Genomic DNA, 15,176 nt, shown 5'->3' on the forward strand with positions numbered 1-15,176 from the left:
CGCGGCAATGGCGGAACCGGGCTTTTGACGACCTGTCGGTCTTGGTTTTCGCTGCATTGCAACACATATGATGTCCAGGCACGTCCTGGCATTTCGTCGTGATCTGACAGCCTGTCATGATCCGGCGTTCCGCCACGGATCAGTCAAGATCCGGCGTCCCGCCTCGGATCAGTCGTGATCCGGCGTCCCGCCTCGGATCAGTCGTGATCCGGCGTCCCGCCTCGGGCCGGCTTCCGGCAGCCCGTGGCTTCACCGGCAAGGGAGCACCGCACACGTGACGACCGACGGCATGGCCGCCAGTTCCAACAGCAGCACCACCGCTCCGCGCCCCGGCGCAGATCCCGCACCATCCCCGTCACCCCTCCCCGCCGATCAGCAGACCCCGACCGCACGGCTGAAGCCTTTCCGCACGGTCACGGTGGTTGGCGGCGGTGCCTGGGGCAGCGCGTTGGCCATGGTCGCCGACCGTGCCGGCTGTGCCACCCGGTTGTGGATCCGCGAAGCGGATGCCGTGGCCGCGATCAATGGCGGGGGTCGCAATCCCTTTCTTCCAGACCACGACATGCCGGCCGCGATCCGGGTTGGCAATGACCTGGCCGAAACGCTGAACGGCACCGATCTGGTGCTGCTGGTGGTGCCGTCGCAGTTTCTGCGCGCGGTGGCATCGGATGTGGAGCGCCATCTGGCGCCCGGCGTGCCGGTCGTGATCTGCAGCAAAGGGATCGAACGCGACACCGGGCTGATGATGACCCAGGTGATCGCCGAGGCGATGCCCGACCGGCCGCAGGCCGTGCTGTCGGGACCGAGCTTCGCGGCCGAAGTGGCGCAAGGTCAGCCGACCGCGGTCACCATCGCCTCGGCCGACGTCCAGCGCACCGACGATGCCGACGACGACGAGTTGATCGATGCCGACGAGGCAGGGGCCGCGCTGGCATCATCGCTGGCGGCACGGATCGCCGTCACCCTCAGCACGCGCGACTTTCGGCCGTATCTCTCCGACGACCTGACCGGGGTCGAGGTCGGGGGCGCCGTCAAGAACGTGCTGGCGATCGCCTGCGGCATCGCCGCCGGGCGGGGGCTTGGCTCCAACCCGCGCGCCGCCATCATCACCCGCGGCCTGGCCGAACTGAAACGTCTGGCCCAGGCGCTGGGCGGCCGGCGCGAAACCGTCACCGGCCTGGCCGGTATCGGCGACCTGACCCTCACCTGCTCCAGCGAGCAGTCGCGTAACTTCACCTTCGGTCTGGCGCTGGGCCGCGGTGCCACGCCCGATGAAGCGCTGGCCGGCAAATCGGCGGTGGTCGAAGGCGCCGTCAACGCCGAGACGGTCACGGCGCTTGCCCGGCGGCTGGGGGTCGAGATGCCGATCTGCGAGGCGGTGCACGCCATCATCAAGGGCCGGCTCGACATCGACGCCGCGATGACCGCCCTGCTCACCCGGCCGATCCGCGCCGAGAGCCGCGCCCTGGAGCCGGTGGTCGCGCTCAGCAATCCCGCCCATGCCGGCAACCGTGCCGATGATCGAACCGGTGCCCGAACCGGTGACAGCGATACCGGCGACCTTCTGACCGCGATTACGGAAGCATGATGACCCGTTACAATCTCATACTCGCAACCGATCTCGACGGCACCTTCCTTGGCGGTTCGGATCAGGAGCGGCGCGATCTGTATCAGACGCTGTCGGCGCGCGACGACGCGCTGCTGATCTTCGTCAGCGGCCGCGATATCGGCTTCATTCGCGAACTGGTCGCCGAGCCCGGCATGCCGCACCCGGATTACGTGATCGGCGATGTCGGCACCACGGTGGTGGCCGGGCGCGACTTTCAGGTCGTGCACGAGGTCCAGGGGCCGATCGGCGCGCTATGGGACAATGCCGGCCCGCGCGTGAAGGACATGCTGGCCGCCGAACCCGGCATCCGGCTTCAGCCGACGCCGTTCGAGCGCCGGGTCAGCTATTGGTACGACCCCGACACGCTCGATCCGCGCACCCTCGCCAAGATCGAGGATGCCGGCTTCGACTGGCTGCTGTCGGCCAGTACCTTTCTGGACGTTCTGCCCAAGGGCGTGGCCAAGGGGCCGACCCTGCTGAAGCTGATCGACACACTGGATCTGCCGGCCGACCGGGTGCTGGTCGCCGGCGACACGCTCAACGACCTTTCGCTGTTCGAGACCGGGCTGAAAGGGGTTGCCGTCGGCAATTCCGAACCACCACTGGTCGAACGGCTCACCGACAAGCCCTGGGTCTACCGCAGCACCGGCCACGGTGCCGCCGGTATCGCCGAGGCGATCCGTCATTTCGGCCTCACCTGAAATGCGGTGGCACCCTGCACCGTCAGGGCGCACCGCTGCCGGGTCGAGACCGCATCGAGATCGAAAGGGACAGGGATGACCGCCAAGAAATCGTCACTCGTGATCGTCTATCACCGCCAGCCTTACGAAGAGGAACTGGTCGGCGACAAGATTGTCTATCGGGAAAACAAGAGCCCCAATGGAATCGTTCCGACCCTGAAGAGCTTTTTCGGCCGTGTTCCTGAAGGGAAAGGCGCCTGGGTGGCCTGGAAACAGGTCAGCCCCAAACGTCAGGACAAGTTCGAACGCGTCATCCAGATCGAAGACAGCTATGGAAAATATGCGGTCTCACGCCTGCCGCTGACGGCCGATCAGGTCAAGATGTTCTACCACGTCACCTCGAAGGAGGCGCTGTGGCCGATCCTGCATTCCTTCCCCTGGCTGTTCCGCTATGACACCACCGACTGGAACACCTTCCGCGAGGTGAACTGGCTGTTTGCCGAAGCGGCCGCGGCGCAGGCCGAAGACGACGCCCTGGTCTGGGTGCACGACTACAATCTGTGGCTGGTGCCGGGTTATCTGCGCAAGATCAAGCCCAATCTGCGGGTCGCCTTCTTCCACCACACGCCGTTCCCGGCGCCGGATATCTTCAACATCCTGCCCTGGCGCGAAGAGATCGTCGACAGCCTGCTGGCCTGCGATCTGGTCGGATTCCATATCCCGCGCTATGCCAAGAACTTCGCCGATGTCGCGCGCGCGCTGCGCGACGTGCATGTCGACAAGAGCGTGCGGGTGGAAGATGGCATGTCGCCAGCCGGCCTTGCCCTGTCGGAACCCGAGGTGCCGACCGCTGTGCGCCATAACGGCCGCCGGGTGGGGATCGATGCCTTCCCCGTTGGCACCAACCCGCAATTCGTGGCCAAGGTGCTCGACACCGAAGCCAACCAGACGCTTCAGGACGAGATCACCGAAGAATTGGCCGGCCGCCGGCTGATCGTGGCTGTGGGGCGTACCGATTACACCAAGGGCATCCGCGAAACCCTGCAGAGCTATGAACGGCTGCTGGAACGGCGCCCCGAACTGCATGCCAAGGTGAAGCTGATGGTGGTGTCGGTGCAGGCCGCCACCGGCATGCGGATCTATCGCGACACCCAGCGCGAGGTGGAGGCCCTGGTCGGGCGGATCAATGGCCGGTTCTCGAAACTGAACTGGACGCCGATCCTGCTGTTCTCGAACGCCATCCCGTTCGAGAAGCTGATCGCCTATTACCGCCGCGCCGATGTCTGCGTCATCACGCCCTTGCGTGACGGCCTGAACCTGGTCGCCAAGGAATATGTCGCAGCCAAGCGCGGCCAGGAAGGCGCGCTGGTGCTGTCGGAATTCACCGGCTGCGCCATCGAATTCCCGCAGGCGATCCTGGCCAATCCGTATTCGGAACGGGCGATGGATGCGGCAATGGATCAGGCGCTGGACATGGCACCGGATGAGGCGCGCGCCCGGATGGCGGCGATGTACGAGACCGTGCGCCGCTATGACGTCGCGCGCTGGGCCGAACACACCTTCGAGCGCTTCGCCGAAATCGGCCAGTTCGACCAGACCACCGATCCGGCGACGCTGAAGGTCGGCTGATCGGTCCGCCCTCAGGGCCCGGGCGGCGGCGCACGCGATTGCCGCAACATTCCGTCGCCCGCAGGCCGCCTGAAGATATATGCTGTGCTCCGCCCCGCCGGTCAGTGGAACCGGCGGGGCGGTTGATCTTCAGGGGACCGCCACCATGACCACCAAGCTCAGCGTCAATCTCAACAAGGTGGCGCTGCTGCGCAACCAGCGGGACAATGGCTATCCTTGCGTGGTCACGACCGCGCGGCGGGTGCTGCGCGCCGGCGCCCATGGCATCACCGTTCATCCCCGCCCCGATCAGCGCCATATCCGGCTTGGCGACGTCGACGAGCTGGCCGCCCTGTTTGCCAGCGACCTGCCCGAAATCATCGGTGCCGAATTCAACATCGAAGGCTATCCCAGCGAGGATTTCGCGGCCCTGGTCAACCGCGTCCGCCCGCATCAGGTGACCCTGGTTCCCGATGCGCCCGGCGCCCGCACCTCGGAAGAAGGCTGGGATTTCGACAGCCGTGGCGAGGAACTGGCTCATGGTCTGGCGCTGGTCCGCCCATCCGGCGCCCGCATCGCCGCCTTCATCAATCCTGACCCCGCCGCCCCGTCCAAGGCCCGGCGCCTGGGGCTGGACCGGGTGGAGGTCTATACCGGCCTCTATGCCATGGCCTGGGGCACGCCCGCTTTCGACACCACGGCGGCCCCCCATCTGGCCGCCACCGCCGCTGCGGCCGAAGCCGCCGGCATCGGCATGAATGCCGGCCACGACCTCAATCTGGTCAATCTGGGCGATTTCCTCCACCGCGCGCCCAATTGCCTGGAAGTCTCGATCGGTCATGCCATCACCGCCGAAGCCCTCGACCTCGGCTGGGACGAGACCGTGCGCCGGTATCTGGACATCCTCAACGCAGCTTAATCGCCACGACAAAGCCGAATTGAATCGGTTTTTGACGATTGATGATGCCGTAATTTCGCGATACCCTCGGTCGTAAGTCGAATAATTTCGGCTTTCAGGCTGTGCATCGGCCTGTGACAGACCGGGGGCATCCGCCGATGACGGCACTTGTCGATCCGCCGAAGCAACGCCGCAGCCGCGAGCGTTTCGAACAGAGCCTGGATGCCGCCGAGGCGCTGATCGCGGCGCGCGGCACGATCGCGATCAGCCTGCCCGATGTCGCGGCCGCGGCCGGGCTTCCCCCCGCCTCGCTCTATCATTATGTCCCGAACGCTCAGGTGCTGCTGTTCGAGCTGGCCCGGCGCTATATGGCCCGATTCCAGGCGCTGGCTGCCGAAGAGGTCGATCATGGCCAGTTGACCGCCTGGCCGGATCTGTTCCGCATCCATTGCAGCCGCGCGCTCGGCTTCTATCGTGCCCATCCGGTCGCCATGCGGCTGCTGCTGGGGGCCGAGGGCGGATGGCAGATCCGCTCGGCGGATCTGGATGCCAACCGGCAGATCGGCCGCATCCAGTATCAGCGGCTGCTGCGCCATTTCGTGGTGGCGGGCAGCGCGCCGCTGGAACGGGCGCTGCCGGTGTCGATGACCATCGGCGACGCGATCTGGGCATTGTCTTTCGCCCGCGACGGCGACGTCACCGACGAGATGGCCGCGGAATCGCTCAACGCCCGCGTGGCTTATCTTCGCCTCCACATCGCCGAACACGCGCCCCGGCGCGACCATCCATTGGGGATGCTGCCATGACCGATCGCACCGAGCCTGAAACCACCCCCTTCGCCGGCGGTGCCGCCTATATCCGCGGCCGCTTCGTGCCGATGGACGACGCCGTGATCCCGGTCACCGACTGGGGCTTCACCCGCTCGGATGTCGTCTACGATGTGGTGCATGTCCATCGGGGCGCATTCTTCCGGCTGGCCGATCATCTCGACCGCTTTGAGCGCGCCATGGCGCGGCGCCGGCTGGCACCGGCCGAGGACCGGGCGGCGATCGAGGATGTGCTGCATCGCTGTGTGGCCTTGTCGGAGCTGACCGACGCCTATGTCGCCATGGCCTGCCTGCGCGGGCGCCCGCGCGTCGCCGGATCGCGCCGCCCTGAAGATTGCGAGAACCACCTGATCGCCTATGCGATCCCGTGGATCGACGTCATCCCCAAGGATGTTCAGGCGCGCGGCGCGCATCTGTGGGTTGCCGGCACGCCGCGGGTGCCCGATGCCTCGGTCGACCCGACCGTGAAGAATTATCAGTGGAGCGACCTGACATCCGGCCTGCTGGAAGCCCATGACCATGGCTATGACACTGCCATCCTGTGCGACCATGACGGCTTCGTCACCGAAGGCCCGGGCTTCAACGTGTTCATCGTCAAGGATGGCCGGGTGCTGACGCCGGATCGCGGCAGCCTTGAGGGGATCACCCGGCGCACCGTGCTCGATATCTGCGCCGACCGGGGCATCGAGGCCGCGATAGCCCCGATCCCGCGCGCCCTGCTCGACGATGCCGACGAGGTGTTCACCACCACCACCGCCGGCGGCGTGATGCCGGCGGCCCGGGTCGGCAACCGCATTCTGGGCAATGACCGGCCGGGGCCGATCACCATGCAATTGCATGATGCCTACTGGCAGGCCCATGACGACGACCGCTACCGCACCCCGGTGCGCCCGCTTGCGGTGCAGCCATGAGTTCGGGCTCGGCACGTGGCGACCGGCCGGGTGGCGATCTGCGCCCGGCCACCATCTCGGGCGCACGGCATGCCGCGCGCGAATTATGGGTGGAGCGACCCGATCCGGCCGGCACGCCAGCGGCCTGGTGTTATTCCGACCGGCGCAGCTATCATGCAGGCGACCGGGTCGAGCTGTTCCTGTCGGCCACCGTCGCCTCGGTCCGGCTGCGCATCCTGCACGACAGTGCCACCCCGATGGTCGTGGCCGAAACCGAGCCTCGCGCCGCCGCTTTCCACCCGGTGCCGGAGCGTGCCTATGAAACCGGCTGCGACTGGCCGCTGTTTCAAAGCTGGACCATTCCGGCGGATCTGCCCTCGGGCGGCTATCTGATCGAGATCCTGGATGCATCGGCACCGGCCGGCCGGCCGCTGGGCCATCATCTGATCATCGTGCACGGTGCCGCGCGGGCAGGATCGATCGCCCTGGTTGCGGCCACCTCGACCTGGGCGGCCTATAATGACTGGGGTGGTGCCAACCATTATTTCGGCCTCAACCCCGGCACGCCGCGCGGGCGATCGCCGCTGCTCTCGGCCATGCGGCCCTGGGCGCGGGGCCAGGTCTGGCTGCCATCCGATGCCCCCCGCTCGGTCAATGCGCTGCGGCCACGGGCGCCCGGCCCGGCGCGCTATGACTGCGTGGAATGGGCCTTCCTCAACGGCTTCACCAAATATTACGCGCTCGCCGGCTGGGCGTCCTATGAACGGCCGTTTCTGCATTGGGCCGAACGCGAGGGCCATGGCGTCGAGATTCTGACCCAGGACGAGCTTCACGCCGATCCGGCGGCGCTTGATGGCTATGACTGCGTGGTGTTCGTCGGCCATGACGAATACTGGTCGCGTGAGATGCGCGCGGTGGTCGACCGCTATGTCGAACAGGGCGGCCGGGTGGCGCGCTTCGCCGGCAATTTCCTGTGGCAGATCCGCCTGGAAGACGACATGCGCCGGCAGGTCGCCTATAAATACGATGCCCGCGCCCGCGATCCCGTCATGGCCAGCGGCGACACCAGCCGGCTGACCAGCGCCTGGGAAGACCCGATGGTCGGCTGGCCCGGGGCTGCCACCTTCGGGGTCAATGCGCTGCGCGGCATCTATGCGGCCTTCGGCGGCATGGCGCGGCGGGCGCCGCGCGGGTTCACGGTGTTCAGGCCCGAACACTGGGCCTTCGCCGGCACCGGGCTCTGCTATGCCGACATGTTCGGCGACGAAGCGAATATCTTCGGCTTCGAGATGGACGGGCTGGACTATACCTTCACCGACGGCCTGCCCGAGCCCACCGGCACCGATGGCGCGCCGCAAGGGCTGCAGATCCTGGCGATGGGCTGGGCGACCCTGGGCGAAGGCGGCCGGCCCGAGGACGCCTATTCCCTGATGCTGGGCGATGCCGATGCCCGCTTCCGGACATCTCTGCTGACCGATGACGACTCGGAAGACAGTGTCCGCAAGCACAGTCGCGGCAGCGGCATGGTCGTCAGCTTCACAAAGGGCGCCGGCGAGGTGTTCACCGCCGGCACCTGCGAATGGGTCAACGGGCTGATCACCGGCGACCCGTATACCGTGGCGGTCACCCGCAACGTGCTTGCCCGGTTCTGCGCGCCCCGCATTTGATCAGGCCGGCGGGCACCGGCGACGGCGCCCGTTCCGACACACCCGCCCCGGCCACGATGGCGTCGGCCCCGGCGCATATCGTCCGGCCGGTCGCGGCAGCAGGCACGCCGACGGCATGGCTGGCCGCCACGGTCCGCATCCAGTCGCGCGCACCATCCACACCCAGATGCTCGATCACCCGACCAACGACAGACAGGTTATAAGGCATCCGGAGTACGCCGCCCGCCGATGCATCGATCGCGCCCCCGGCCTGCCGGGTGACGGTCGTATACAGTGACGCCCGGGCATCGCCCGGAGGCTGCGTGACGATATCGAACCGGTCAACCGCGCTCGCGGGGCCGGTCACGGCGACGGCAAGGGCGAAGCCGACGATGGCGGCGCGGATATGGCGGACAGGCACCTGGACCTCTGGTGGCGAGGGTTGCAAGACGGCTCGTGCATCCCACGCCGCGCGGCGGTGTTTCCTACGCGCCTGCGTCTCGATTTCACGACAGGCCGGCGCGCGGGACAGGCCCCAGCGGCGATCAGAGCTGGACCTTCTCCGTCCGCTTTTCCACGAAATCACCGAGCCGGCCCTGAACGTCGTCGATCGCGGTCTGGACCATGCACATGATCAGCCCCTCGGTATAAAGCCCGTCGGTGGCCGACATGTCCGAGATCTTGTTGATCGCGGTGACGATGGCGTAATTCGACAGCCGGGCATTGCCGGCGATCTTGCGCGCCAGCTCCAGCGCGGTGGCGCGGGCGTCGTCGGCGATGTAATGGGCAAGGCCCAGGCGCTGGCCTTCCTCGACATCGATCACCCGGCCGGTCAGCATCAGTTCGATCATCCGGCCCGGCGTGATGATGCGGGCAACGCGCACCGTGGCACCGCCACCGGTGAAGATGCCGCGCTGGCCTTCGGGCAGGGCGAAATAGGCGGTGCGGTCGGCGACCCGGACATGCGCCGCCGCCGCGAGTTCCAGCCCGCCGCCGACCACGGCACCCTGCATCGCCGCGATCACCGGAATGCCGCCATGCTGCATCTTGTCGAAGGCACGGTGCCAGCCCTGGCAGACCCGCATGAATTCGGTGGGCGAGCGCCGCTTGGCGTGATGTTCCTTCAGGTCCAGGCCGGCGCAGAAATGCGGACCTTCGGTCTGCAGCACGACAGCCCCCACCTCGGGCGGGATGTTCGAGAAGAAGGCGTCGATCTTCGCCACCGCCGCCTCATCAAGCGCGTTGCGCATCTGCGGGCGATTGATGGTGACGATGGCGACATTGCCGTCGATGTCGATGTTCAGCACGTCGTCGGCTGATGCGGGCGTGGCTGTCATGGGACTGGCTCTCCGGTAAGGACTGGCAGATTACGCCGGACGCCATGGCGACGTCCCGGACCATGGGGCCAAGCCATACGCTGAAATCGCCGCATAAAAAATCCCGCGATGCGCCGTCTGATATGCATAATCCGCCAAACTGATGGCCAGCGATGGGGAAAGCAGCGGCGGATGCAGGACAGGATCGGCGACACCCTGTCGACGGATTTCGTGCACGGGCTGCTGGATGCCGCGGCCACCATCGCGCCGGCCGACCGGCTGCGCGGTTTCGTGGTGGCGGCGGGGATCGCGCCCGATCTGCTCGACACACCCTCGGCCCGCGTGACACGCGATCAGATGGTGGCGCTGTATCAGCGGGTCGCCATCGGCACCGGCGACGAGATGATGGGATTATGGTCGCGGCGCATCCGCACCGGCTCGCTCAAGCTGCTGTGCACCGCCATTCTGGATGCGCCATCGATCCTGACCGCGCTTTATCGGTTCACGCGGGTGTGGAACCTGCTGCTCGACGACTGGCGGCTCGATTGCCGGCGCGACGGCGAGATCATCGAGGTGACGCTGGAGCCGGCATCGCCGGATGCCCGTGTCCGCCCCTTCGGCCATGTCCTGATGATGAAGCTGCATCATGGCGTCACCTCATGGCTGGCGGGGCGCGAAACGCCGGTGACCGGCATCGACTTCGCCTTTCCGCCGCCGCCGCATCTGGACGACCACGCCCTGCTCTTCCCCTGCCCGGTCAGCTTCGATGCGCCCATGACGGCGCTGCGCATGCCGGCCGCGATCGGCCGCGAACGGTTCCGGCGCAGCCGGCAGGACATGCTGCCCTTCCTGCATGCGGCCCCGCGGCAATGGCTGTTCACCACGCTGCGCGAACAGCGCATCGCCGACCGGGTGCGCGACGAAATCGCCCGCCGGCTGGACGCCGCCCATGACCTGCCCGCGATCGCGGCGGCGCTCGGCCAGTCCACCCGCACGCTCACCCGCCGGCTTGCCGACGAGGGCACCAGTTTCCGGGCGGTGAAGGATGCGCTGCGCCGCGACATCGCAATCCGCGACCTCACCCGCACCGACCGGCCGGTCGCCGCCATCGCCGCCGATCTGGGTTTCGATTCGGCCGCCGTGTTCCATCGCGCGTTCAAGGCCTGGACCGGCAGCACGCCCGGCGCCTATCGCCGGCCGGGCATGCCGCCGGTACCGGTCAGCGCGCGGGGCGGAATACCGACGGGTTCATGATCCCCTTCGGGTCCACGGCCTTGCGCAGCCGGGCCGCCAGATCGGCGCGCGGTTTCGGGCAGCGCGCGGCATAGGCCGCCGCCTTCAGCCGGCCGATGCCATGCTCGGCGCTGATCGAGCCGCCGAAATCATCGATGATCCGATAGACGATCTCCGACACGCCCTTGACCGCATCGGGCGGGCTACCCGCCTTCAAGGTGACGTTGAAATGGATGTTGCCGTCGCCCAGATGGCCGAACGGATTGATCAGGGCATCGGGATGGATGCGCCACACTGCTTCCGAGGCTGCGTGCACGAAGCCGGGCATGTCGCTGACCTGAACGCTGACATCATGCTTGATCTGGATGCCCGGCGCCAGGCGCTGACCTTCGACGATCGCCTCCCGCAGCAGCCACAGGGCTTTGGACTGGGCCTCCGACTGGGCGATGGTGCCATCGGTGACCAGACCGGCCTGGAATGCTGCTTCGACCAGATGATCCAGATCCTCCTGCAGCCGTTCGTCGGACCGGCCGGAGATCTCGGTCAGCACCGTCCATTCGGGCCGCCCCTCCAACGGGTCGACCGTGCCGGGAACATGGGCGGTGGCGAAATCGATGCCCTGACGCGGGATCAGTTCGAAGCTCTCCACCGCGTCACCGGTGAATTCCCGGCACAGCGACAACAGGCGCGGCCCATCAGCCAGTGACGGCAGCGCAAAGAAGATGGTGCGGGTGGCGCGCAAGGGTGGGAACAGCTTCAACGACGCCGCGGTCACGATGCCGAGCGTACCCTCGGCGCCGATGAACAACTGCTTCAGGTCGTAGCCCACATTGTTCTTGCGCAGCGTGGTCAGTTCCGACAGCACCGAGCCATCGGGCAGCACCACTTCCAGCCCCAGCACCAGATCGCGCATCATGCCATAGCGCATCACATGGATGCCGCCGGCATTGGTCGCGATCAACCCGCCGATCTGGGCGGTGCCCTCGGCCCCCAGGCTGAGCGGGAATTTCCGGCCGGCATCACGCGCCGCGCCCTGGACCGCCTCCAGCACGCAGCCTGCCTCGACCACCATCGAATAATCGATCGGGTCGATGCCGCGCACCCGGTTCATCCGGCCCAGTTGGAGCAGGATCGACCGGCCGTCACCATCGGGCACGGCGCCGCCGACCAGCCCGGTATTGCCCCCCTGCGGCACCACCGACACACCGGCGCCGGCACAGAGCCGCACGATCGCCGCGACCTCGTCGGTGGATGCGGGGCGCACCACGGCCAGCGCATGGCCGCGATACAGCTTCCGCCAGTCTTCCAGATACGGCGCCATATCGCCTTCGGCGGTGATCACCCCGCGCGGGCCGGTGATGGCGACCAACCGGTCGATGAAGGCCGAGGGTGACAGTGCAGCGGCGGCGGCGGGCATACGGGACTCCTCCGGGTAACGGGGCCGGCCATCGCTGATGGCCATGGGCAGATGCCGGGCTTCGAACGGCCCGGCTGGCTCCCTTCATACATCAGTTTTCAGTTGTCAGACAACTGACGTCATGCTAGTCGTGACAACCGAACGCGCTGCTGGCATTGAAGACCAGACCGCCCCGGCACGACAGTGCCGGAGCCGGATACAAGGCGCGACCAAGGGGGAAGAGACCACGTGACCGACCGCAGCGGAAAAGCCCCGGAACGACAGTTCCAGGCCCTCAATCGCCCCAAGCGATTGTCCGACGAGATCGCCCGGCAGATTTCCGAGCGCATCGCGACGGGCATCTTCGCGCCGGGGGAGCGCATGCCGACCGAAGCCGAGCTTGCCGAAGAGTTCGCGGTGGGCCGCAGCGCGATCCGCGAGGCGATCGCGAAGCTCAGACAGGAAGGTCTGGTCGAAACCCGTCAGGGTGTCGGCGCCTTCGTGTCCGAGGATCCGGGTGCCGCCTCGTTTCACATCGATACCGATACGCTGCGCACCATCGAGGATTTCCGTCACGTGATGGAGCTTCGCATGGAGCTGGAGGTCAGCGGTGCCGCCATGGCGGCCCGCAGGCGGACCCATGCGCAGCTTGGCCGGATCGAGGCGGCGTTCACGGCCCTCAAATCCCGGCTGGAACGCGGCGAAGCGGCTGTCGACGAACAGCATGCCTTTCACCGCGCGATCGCCATTGCCAGCAACAACCCGCATTTCCGCGATTTCATGCAGTTCCTGGCCTCTCGCATCCGGGTGGCGCTGTCGGTCGAAACCGAACGCGCCACCGGCGCGCGCGACACGGCCCGCAAGATGCTGCGTGAATTCGAGGCAATCCTTGAGGCCGTGCGCCTGGGCGATCCCGACAAGGCGCGCCGCGCCTCGTGGTTCCATCTGCTCAGATCCGCCGACCGCCTGGGCCTGCGCGGCCTGCAGGGTTGGGAAGAAAGCAGGATGACCTTGATCGGAGAGAACCTGATACCGGCCTGCGCGCCAGCCGATGCCGCCCCCCGGGCGCCGCGCTTCACACCGCCCCCCGGCGCCTGCGACTGCCATGCGCATATCTTCGGCCCCGAGACCCGCTATCCCTATACCCGGCATCGCACCTATACCCCGCCGGATGCGCTGCTGCCGGCCTATAAGCACATGCTGGCGACACTGGGCATCCAGCGCGCGGTGATCGTGCAGCCCAGCGTCTATGGCACCGACAACCGGGCGACGCTGGATGCGATCCGCGCCGGCGGCCCGGATTTTCGCGGCGTCGTGGTGGTCGACGAGACCATCGACGCGGCCGAGATGGAACGGATGCACGAGGCCGGCGTGCGCGGTGTGCGCATCAATCTGCTGTTCAAGAGCGGCATCGAGGTCTCGGATGTCCGCCGGCTGGCCGAGCGGATCGCGCCTTTCGGCTGGCATCTCCAGATGCTGATCGACGTGTCGGAATTCGCCGACATCAAGGCGACCCTGGGCCGGCTGCCGGTCGATGTGGTGTTCGACCATCTGGGTCATATGCCCACCTCGATCGGCACCGACCATCCGGGCTTCCAGGAAATGCTGTCGATGCTGGCCGATGGCCGCGCCTGGGCCAAGTTGTCGGGCGCCTATCGCATCACCTCCGGCACGCGCACGCCCTATGACGACGTGGCCCCCTATGCCCGCGCGATCATTCAGGCCAACCCCGAACGGGTGGTCTGGGCCAGCGACTGGCCGCACCCTTACGTGAACATCCCGATGCCCAATGACGGCGACCTGCTCGACATGCTCGACATCTGGTCACCCGATGCCGCGACCCGCGATCGGATCCTCGCCACCAATCCGGCGCAGCTCTACGGCTTCGACGACTGATCGCGCCCCCCAACAAGCCTGTCCCCGCACCGCTTCTTCGAGGAACGCACCCATGGCCTTTTCCCGGCACACCCTGTCCCACCTGTCGCGCCGTGCCCTGCTCGGCACGGTCGCAGGCCTCGGCGCCCTGATCGCCACCGGCACCATCGCCGCCCCGGCACAGGCGGCCGATGTCACGCTGAAGCTCGGCTGGACCACCTCGGACGGCGCCACCGACCCCTATGCCATCGCCGCGCGTGAGTTCGCGGCGGCGCTGGATGCTGAAATGCCCGGCGTCTTCGAGGTGAAGTACTTCCCGAACCGCCAGCTTGGCGACGAGAAGGAAATGATCGAGGGCATGTCCTTCGGCACCATCGACGGCGGCATCATCACCAATGCGGTGATCGCCAATGTCGAACCCTCGTTTCAGTTGCTCGACATGCCGTTCCTGTTCGGCAACGAGGAACAGGCCCACAAGGTTCTGGACGGCGAGGTCGGGCAGGAACTGATGGGCAAGCTGAAGAGCCGGGGCATCATCGGCCTTGGCTTCGCGGAAGGCGGCTTCCGCCACATGATCAACAACACCCGCCCGGTGGCCACGCCGGATGACGTCGGCGGCGTGAAGTATCGGGTGATGCAGAACCCGGTGTTCCTGGAGATGTTCGGCTCGCTGGGTGGCAACCCCGTGCCGATGGCCTGGGGCGAGACATACACAGCGGTTCAGCAGGGCACCATCGACGGGCTGGAGATCCCGGTGGCGGTGATCCAGGCCAACAAGTTCGCCGAGGTGACCAAGTATCTGTCGCTGACCCGCCACACTTATTCCGCGCTGGGCGTGATGCTGTCGAAGAAGAGCTTCGACAAGATGACCGCCGACCAGCAGCAGGCGGTGCTGCGCGCGGCCCCAAAGGCGATCGCCGCCCAGCGCGCCGCCGTGGCTGAGAACACCACCAAGATCATCGACGAGTTGAAGGCCGCCGGCATGACGGTCAACGAGGTCGAGAACCCGGCCGCGTTCCGCGCCAAGGTTGCCGGCGTCTATGACCGCTTCAAGCCACGGATCGGCGCCGCCCTGTTCGACAAGGCGCTGGCCCAGGTCGACTGATCGGGTCGCGCATCAGACCGGTGCACTGAACCAGACCCGGCGGGCGCGCATGCCGCCGCCCGCCGGGTCTGGCCACATCCATGGGCAGGCCGC

General features: G+C 67.1%; 13 protein-coding genes. 10 read left to right on the forward strand and 3 right to left on the reverse strand.

The window, feature by feature from the left end; genetic code table 11:
- Positions 1-274: 274 nt before the first annotated feature.
- The 7 genes from WG924_RS12255 (at position 275) to WG924_RS12285 (ending at position 8,179) form a co-directional block, all read left to right on the forward strand.
- Positions 275-1,588 (forward strand): NAD(P)H-dependent glycerol-3-phosphate dehydrogenase, encoded by a 1,314-nt coding sequence (locus tag WG924_RS12255; protein WP_345933324.1) that lies wholly within the window; start codon positions 275-277, stop codon positions 1,586-1,588.
- Positions 1,588-2,310 carry an HAD family hydrolase gene (locus WG924_RS12260; RefSeq protein ID WP_345933325.1) on the forward strand — a complete coding sequence of 241 codons (723 nt, stop codon included), beginning with the start codon at positions 1,588-1,590 and terminating at the stop codon, positions 2,308-2,310. Before WG924_RS12255 ends, WG924_RS12260 begins: the two co-directional genes overlap by 1 nt.
- A gap of 75 nt (positions 2,311-2,385) precedes the next feature.
- A complete protein-coding gene (gene ggpS, locus WG924_RS12265) occupies positions 2,386-3,918 on the forward strand; it encodes a glucosylglycerol-phosphate synthase (RefSeq protein ID WP_345933326.1) in 1,533 nt (510 codons plus the stop codon).
- A gap of 145 nt (positions 3,919-4,063) precedes the next feature.
- Positions 4,064-4,816 carry a pyridoxine 5'-phosphate synthase gene (locus WG924_RS12270; RefSeq protein WP_345933328.1) on the forward strand — a complete coding sequence of 251 codons (753 nt, stop codon included), beginning with the start codon at positions 4,064-4,066 and terminating at the stop codon, positions 4,814-4,816.
- A gap of 137 nt (positions 4,817-4,953) precedes the next feature.
- Positions 4,954-5,601, forward strand: coding sequence for a TetR/AcrR family transcriptional regulator (locus WG924_RS12275; RefSeq protein WP_345933329.1), 648 nt, complete (start codon positions 4,954-4,956; stop codon positions 5,599-5,601).
- The gene (locus tag WG924_RS12280; protein WP_345933330.1) at positions 5,598-6,533 is read left to right on the forward strand and encodes an aminotransferase class IV; all 936 of its coding nucleotides are present in this window, start codon (positions 5,598-5,600) and stop codon (positions 6,531-6,533) included. The genes WG924_RS12275 and WG924_RS12280 overlap by 4 nt, the downstream gene beginning before the upstream one ends.
- Entirely contained in the window at positions 6,530-8,179 is a 1,650-nt protein-coding gene (locus WG924_RS12285) for a N,N-dimethylformamidase beta subunit family domain-containing protein (RefSeq protein ID WP_345933332.1), read from the forward strand. Before WG924_RS12280 ends, WG924_RS12285 begins: the two co-directional genes overlap by 4 nt.
- On the opposite strand, the gene WG924_RS12290 is transcribed toward WG924_RS12285, so the two are convergent.
- Both WG924_RS12290 and WG924_RS12295 read right to left on the reverse strand, forming a co-directional pair.
- Positions 8,136-8,579, reverse strand: coding sequence for a hypothetical protein (locus tag WG924_RS12290; protein ID WP_345933333.1), 444 nt, complete (start codon positions 8,577-8,579; stop codon positions 8,136-8,138). The genes WG924_RS12285 and WG924_RS12290 overlap by 44 nt on opposite strands.
- A 124-nt stretch (positions 8,580-8,703) precedes the next feature.
- Positions 8,704-9,495 (reverse strand): crotonase/enoyl-CoA hydratase family protein, encoded by a 792-nt coding sequence (locus WG924_RS12295; RefSeq protein ID WP_345933334.1) that lies wholly within the window; start codon positions 9,493-9,495, stop codon positions 8,704-8,706.
- Positions 9,496-9,666: 171 nt separating this feature from the next.
- Between WG924_RS12295 and WG924_RS12300 the strand changes: the two genes are divergently transcribed.
- Positions 9,667-10,728, forward strand: coding sequence for an AraC family transcriptional regulator (locus tag WG924_RS12300; RefSeq protein WP_345933335.1), 1,062 nt, complete (start codon positions 9,667-9,669; stop codon positions 10,726-10,728).
- On the opposite strand, the gene WG924_RS12305 is transcribed toward WG924_RS12300, so the two are convergent.
- Positions 10,694-12,124 (reverse strand): FAD-binding oxidoreductase, encoded by a 1,431-nt coding sequence (locus WG924_RS12305; protein ID WP_345933336.1) that lies wholly within the window; start codon positions 12,122-12,124, stop codon positions 10,694-10,696. The genes WG924_RS12300 and WG924_RS12305 overlap by 35 nt on opposite strands.
- 228 nt (positions 12,125-12,352) lie before the next feature.
- On the opposite strand from WG924_RS12305, the gene WG924_RS12310 reads away from it, so the two are divergent.
- Together WG924_RS12310 and WG924_RS12315 are read left to right on the forward strand one after the other, a co-directional pair.
- Entirely contained in the window at positions 12,353-13,999 is a 1,647-nt protein-coding gene (locus tag WG924_RS12310; protein ID WP_345933337.1) for an amidohydrolase family protein, read from the forward strand.
- Positions 14,000-14,051: 52 nt separating this feature from the next.
- Entirely contained in the window at positions 14,052-15,083 is a 1,032-nt protein-coding gene (locus WG924_RS12315; RefSeq protein ID WP_345933338.1) for a TRAP transporter substrate-binding protein, read from the forward strand.
- Positions 15,084-15,176: the final 93 nt, after the last annotated feature.

Source organism: Tistrella arctica (genome assembly GCF_039630945.1).
GTDB classification, from domain to species: Bacteria; Pseudomonadota; Alphaproteobacteria; order Tistrellales; family Tistrellaceae; genus Tistrella; species Tistrella bauzanensis.

Excerpts from the sequence above, each read along its gene's own strand:
- WG924_RS12300 (WP_345933335.1), top strand. The coding sequence starts at position 9,667 with ATGCAGGACAGGATCGGCGACACCCTGTCGACGGATTTCGTGCACGGG.
- ggpS (WP_345933326.1), top strand. The coding sequence starts at position 2,386 with ATGACCGCCAAGAAATCGTCACTCGTGATCGTCTATCACCGCCAGCCT.
- WG924_RS12315 (WP_345933338.1), top strand. The coding sequence starts at position 14,052 with ATGGCCTTTTCCCGGCACACCCTGTCCCACCTGTCGCGCCGTGCCCTG.
- WG924_RS12260 (WP_345933325.1), top strand. The coding sequence starts at position 1,588 with ATGACCCGTTACAATCTCATACTCGCAACCGATCTCGACGGCACCTTC.
- WG924_RS12305 (WP_345933336.1), bottom strand. The coding sequence starts at position 12,124 with ATGCCCGCCGCCGCCGCTGCACTGTCACCCTCGGCCTTCATCGACCGG.
- WG924_RS12295 (WP_345933334.1), bottom strand. The coding sequence starts at position 9,495 with ATGACAGCCACGCCCGCATCAGCCGACGACGTGCTGAACATCGACATC.
- WG924_RS12280 (WP_345933330.1), top strand. The coding sequence starts at position 5,598 with ATGACCGATCGCACCGAGCCTGAAACCACCCCCTTCGCCGGCGGTGCC.
- WG924_RS12285 (WP_345933332.1), top strand. The coding sequence starts at position 6,530 with ATGAGTTCGGGCTCGGCACGTGGCGACCGGCCGGGTGGCGATCTGCGC.
- WG924_RS12275 (WP_345933329.1), top strand. The coding sequence starts at position 4,954 with ATGACGGCACTTGTCGATCCGCCGAAGCAACGCCGCAGCCGCGAGCGT.
- WG924_RS12270 (WP_345933328.1), top strand. The coding sequence starts at position 4,064 with ATGACCACCAAGCTCAGCGTCAATCTCAACAAGGTGGCGCTGCTGCGC.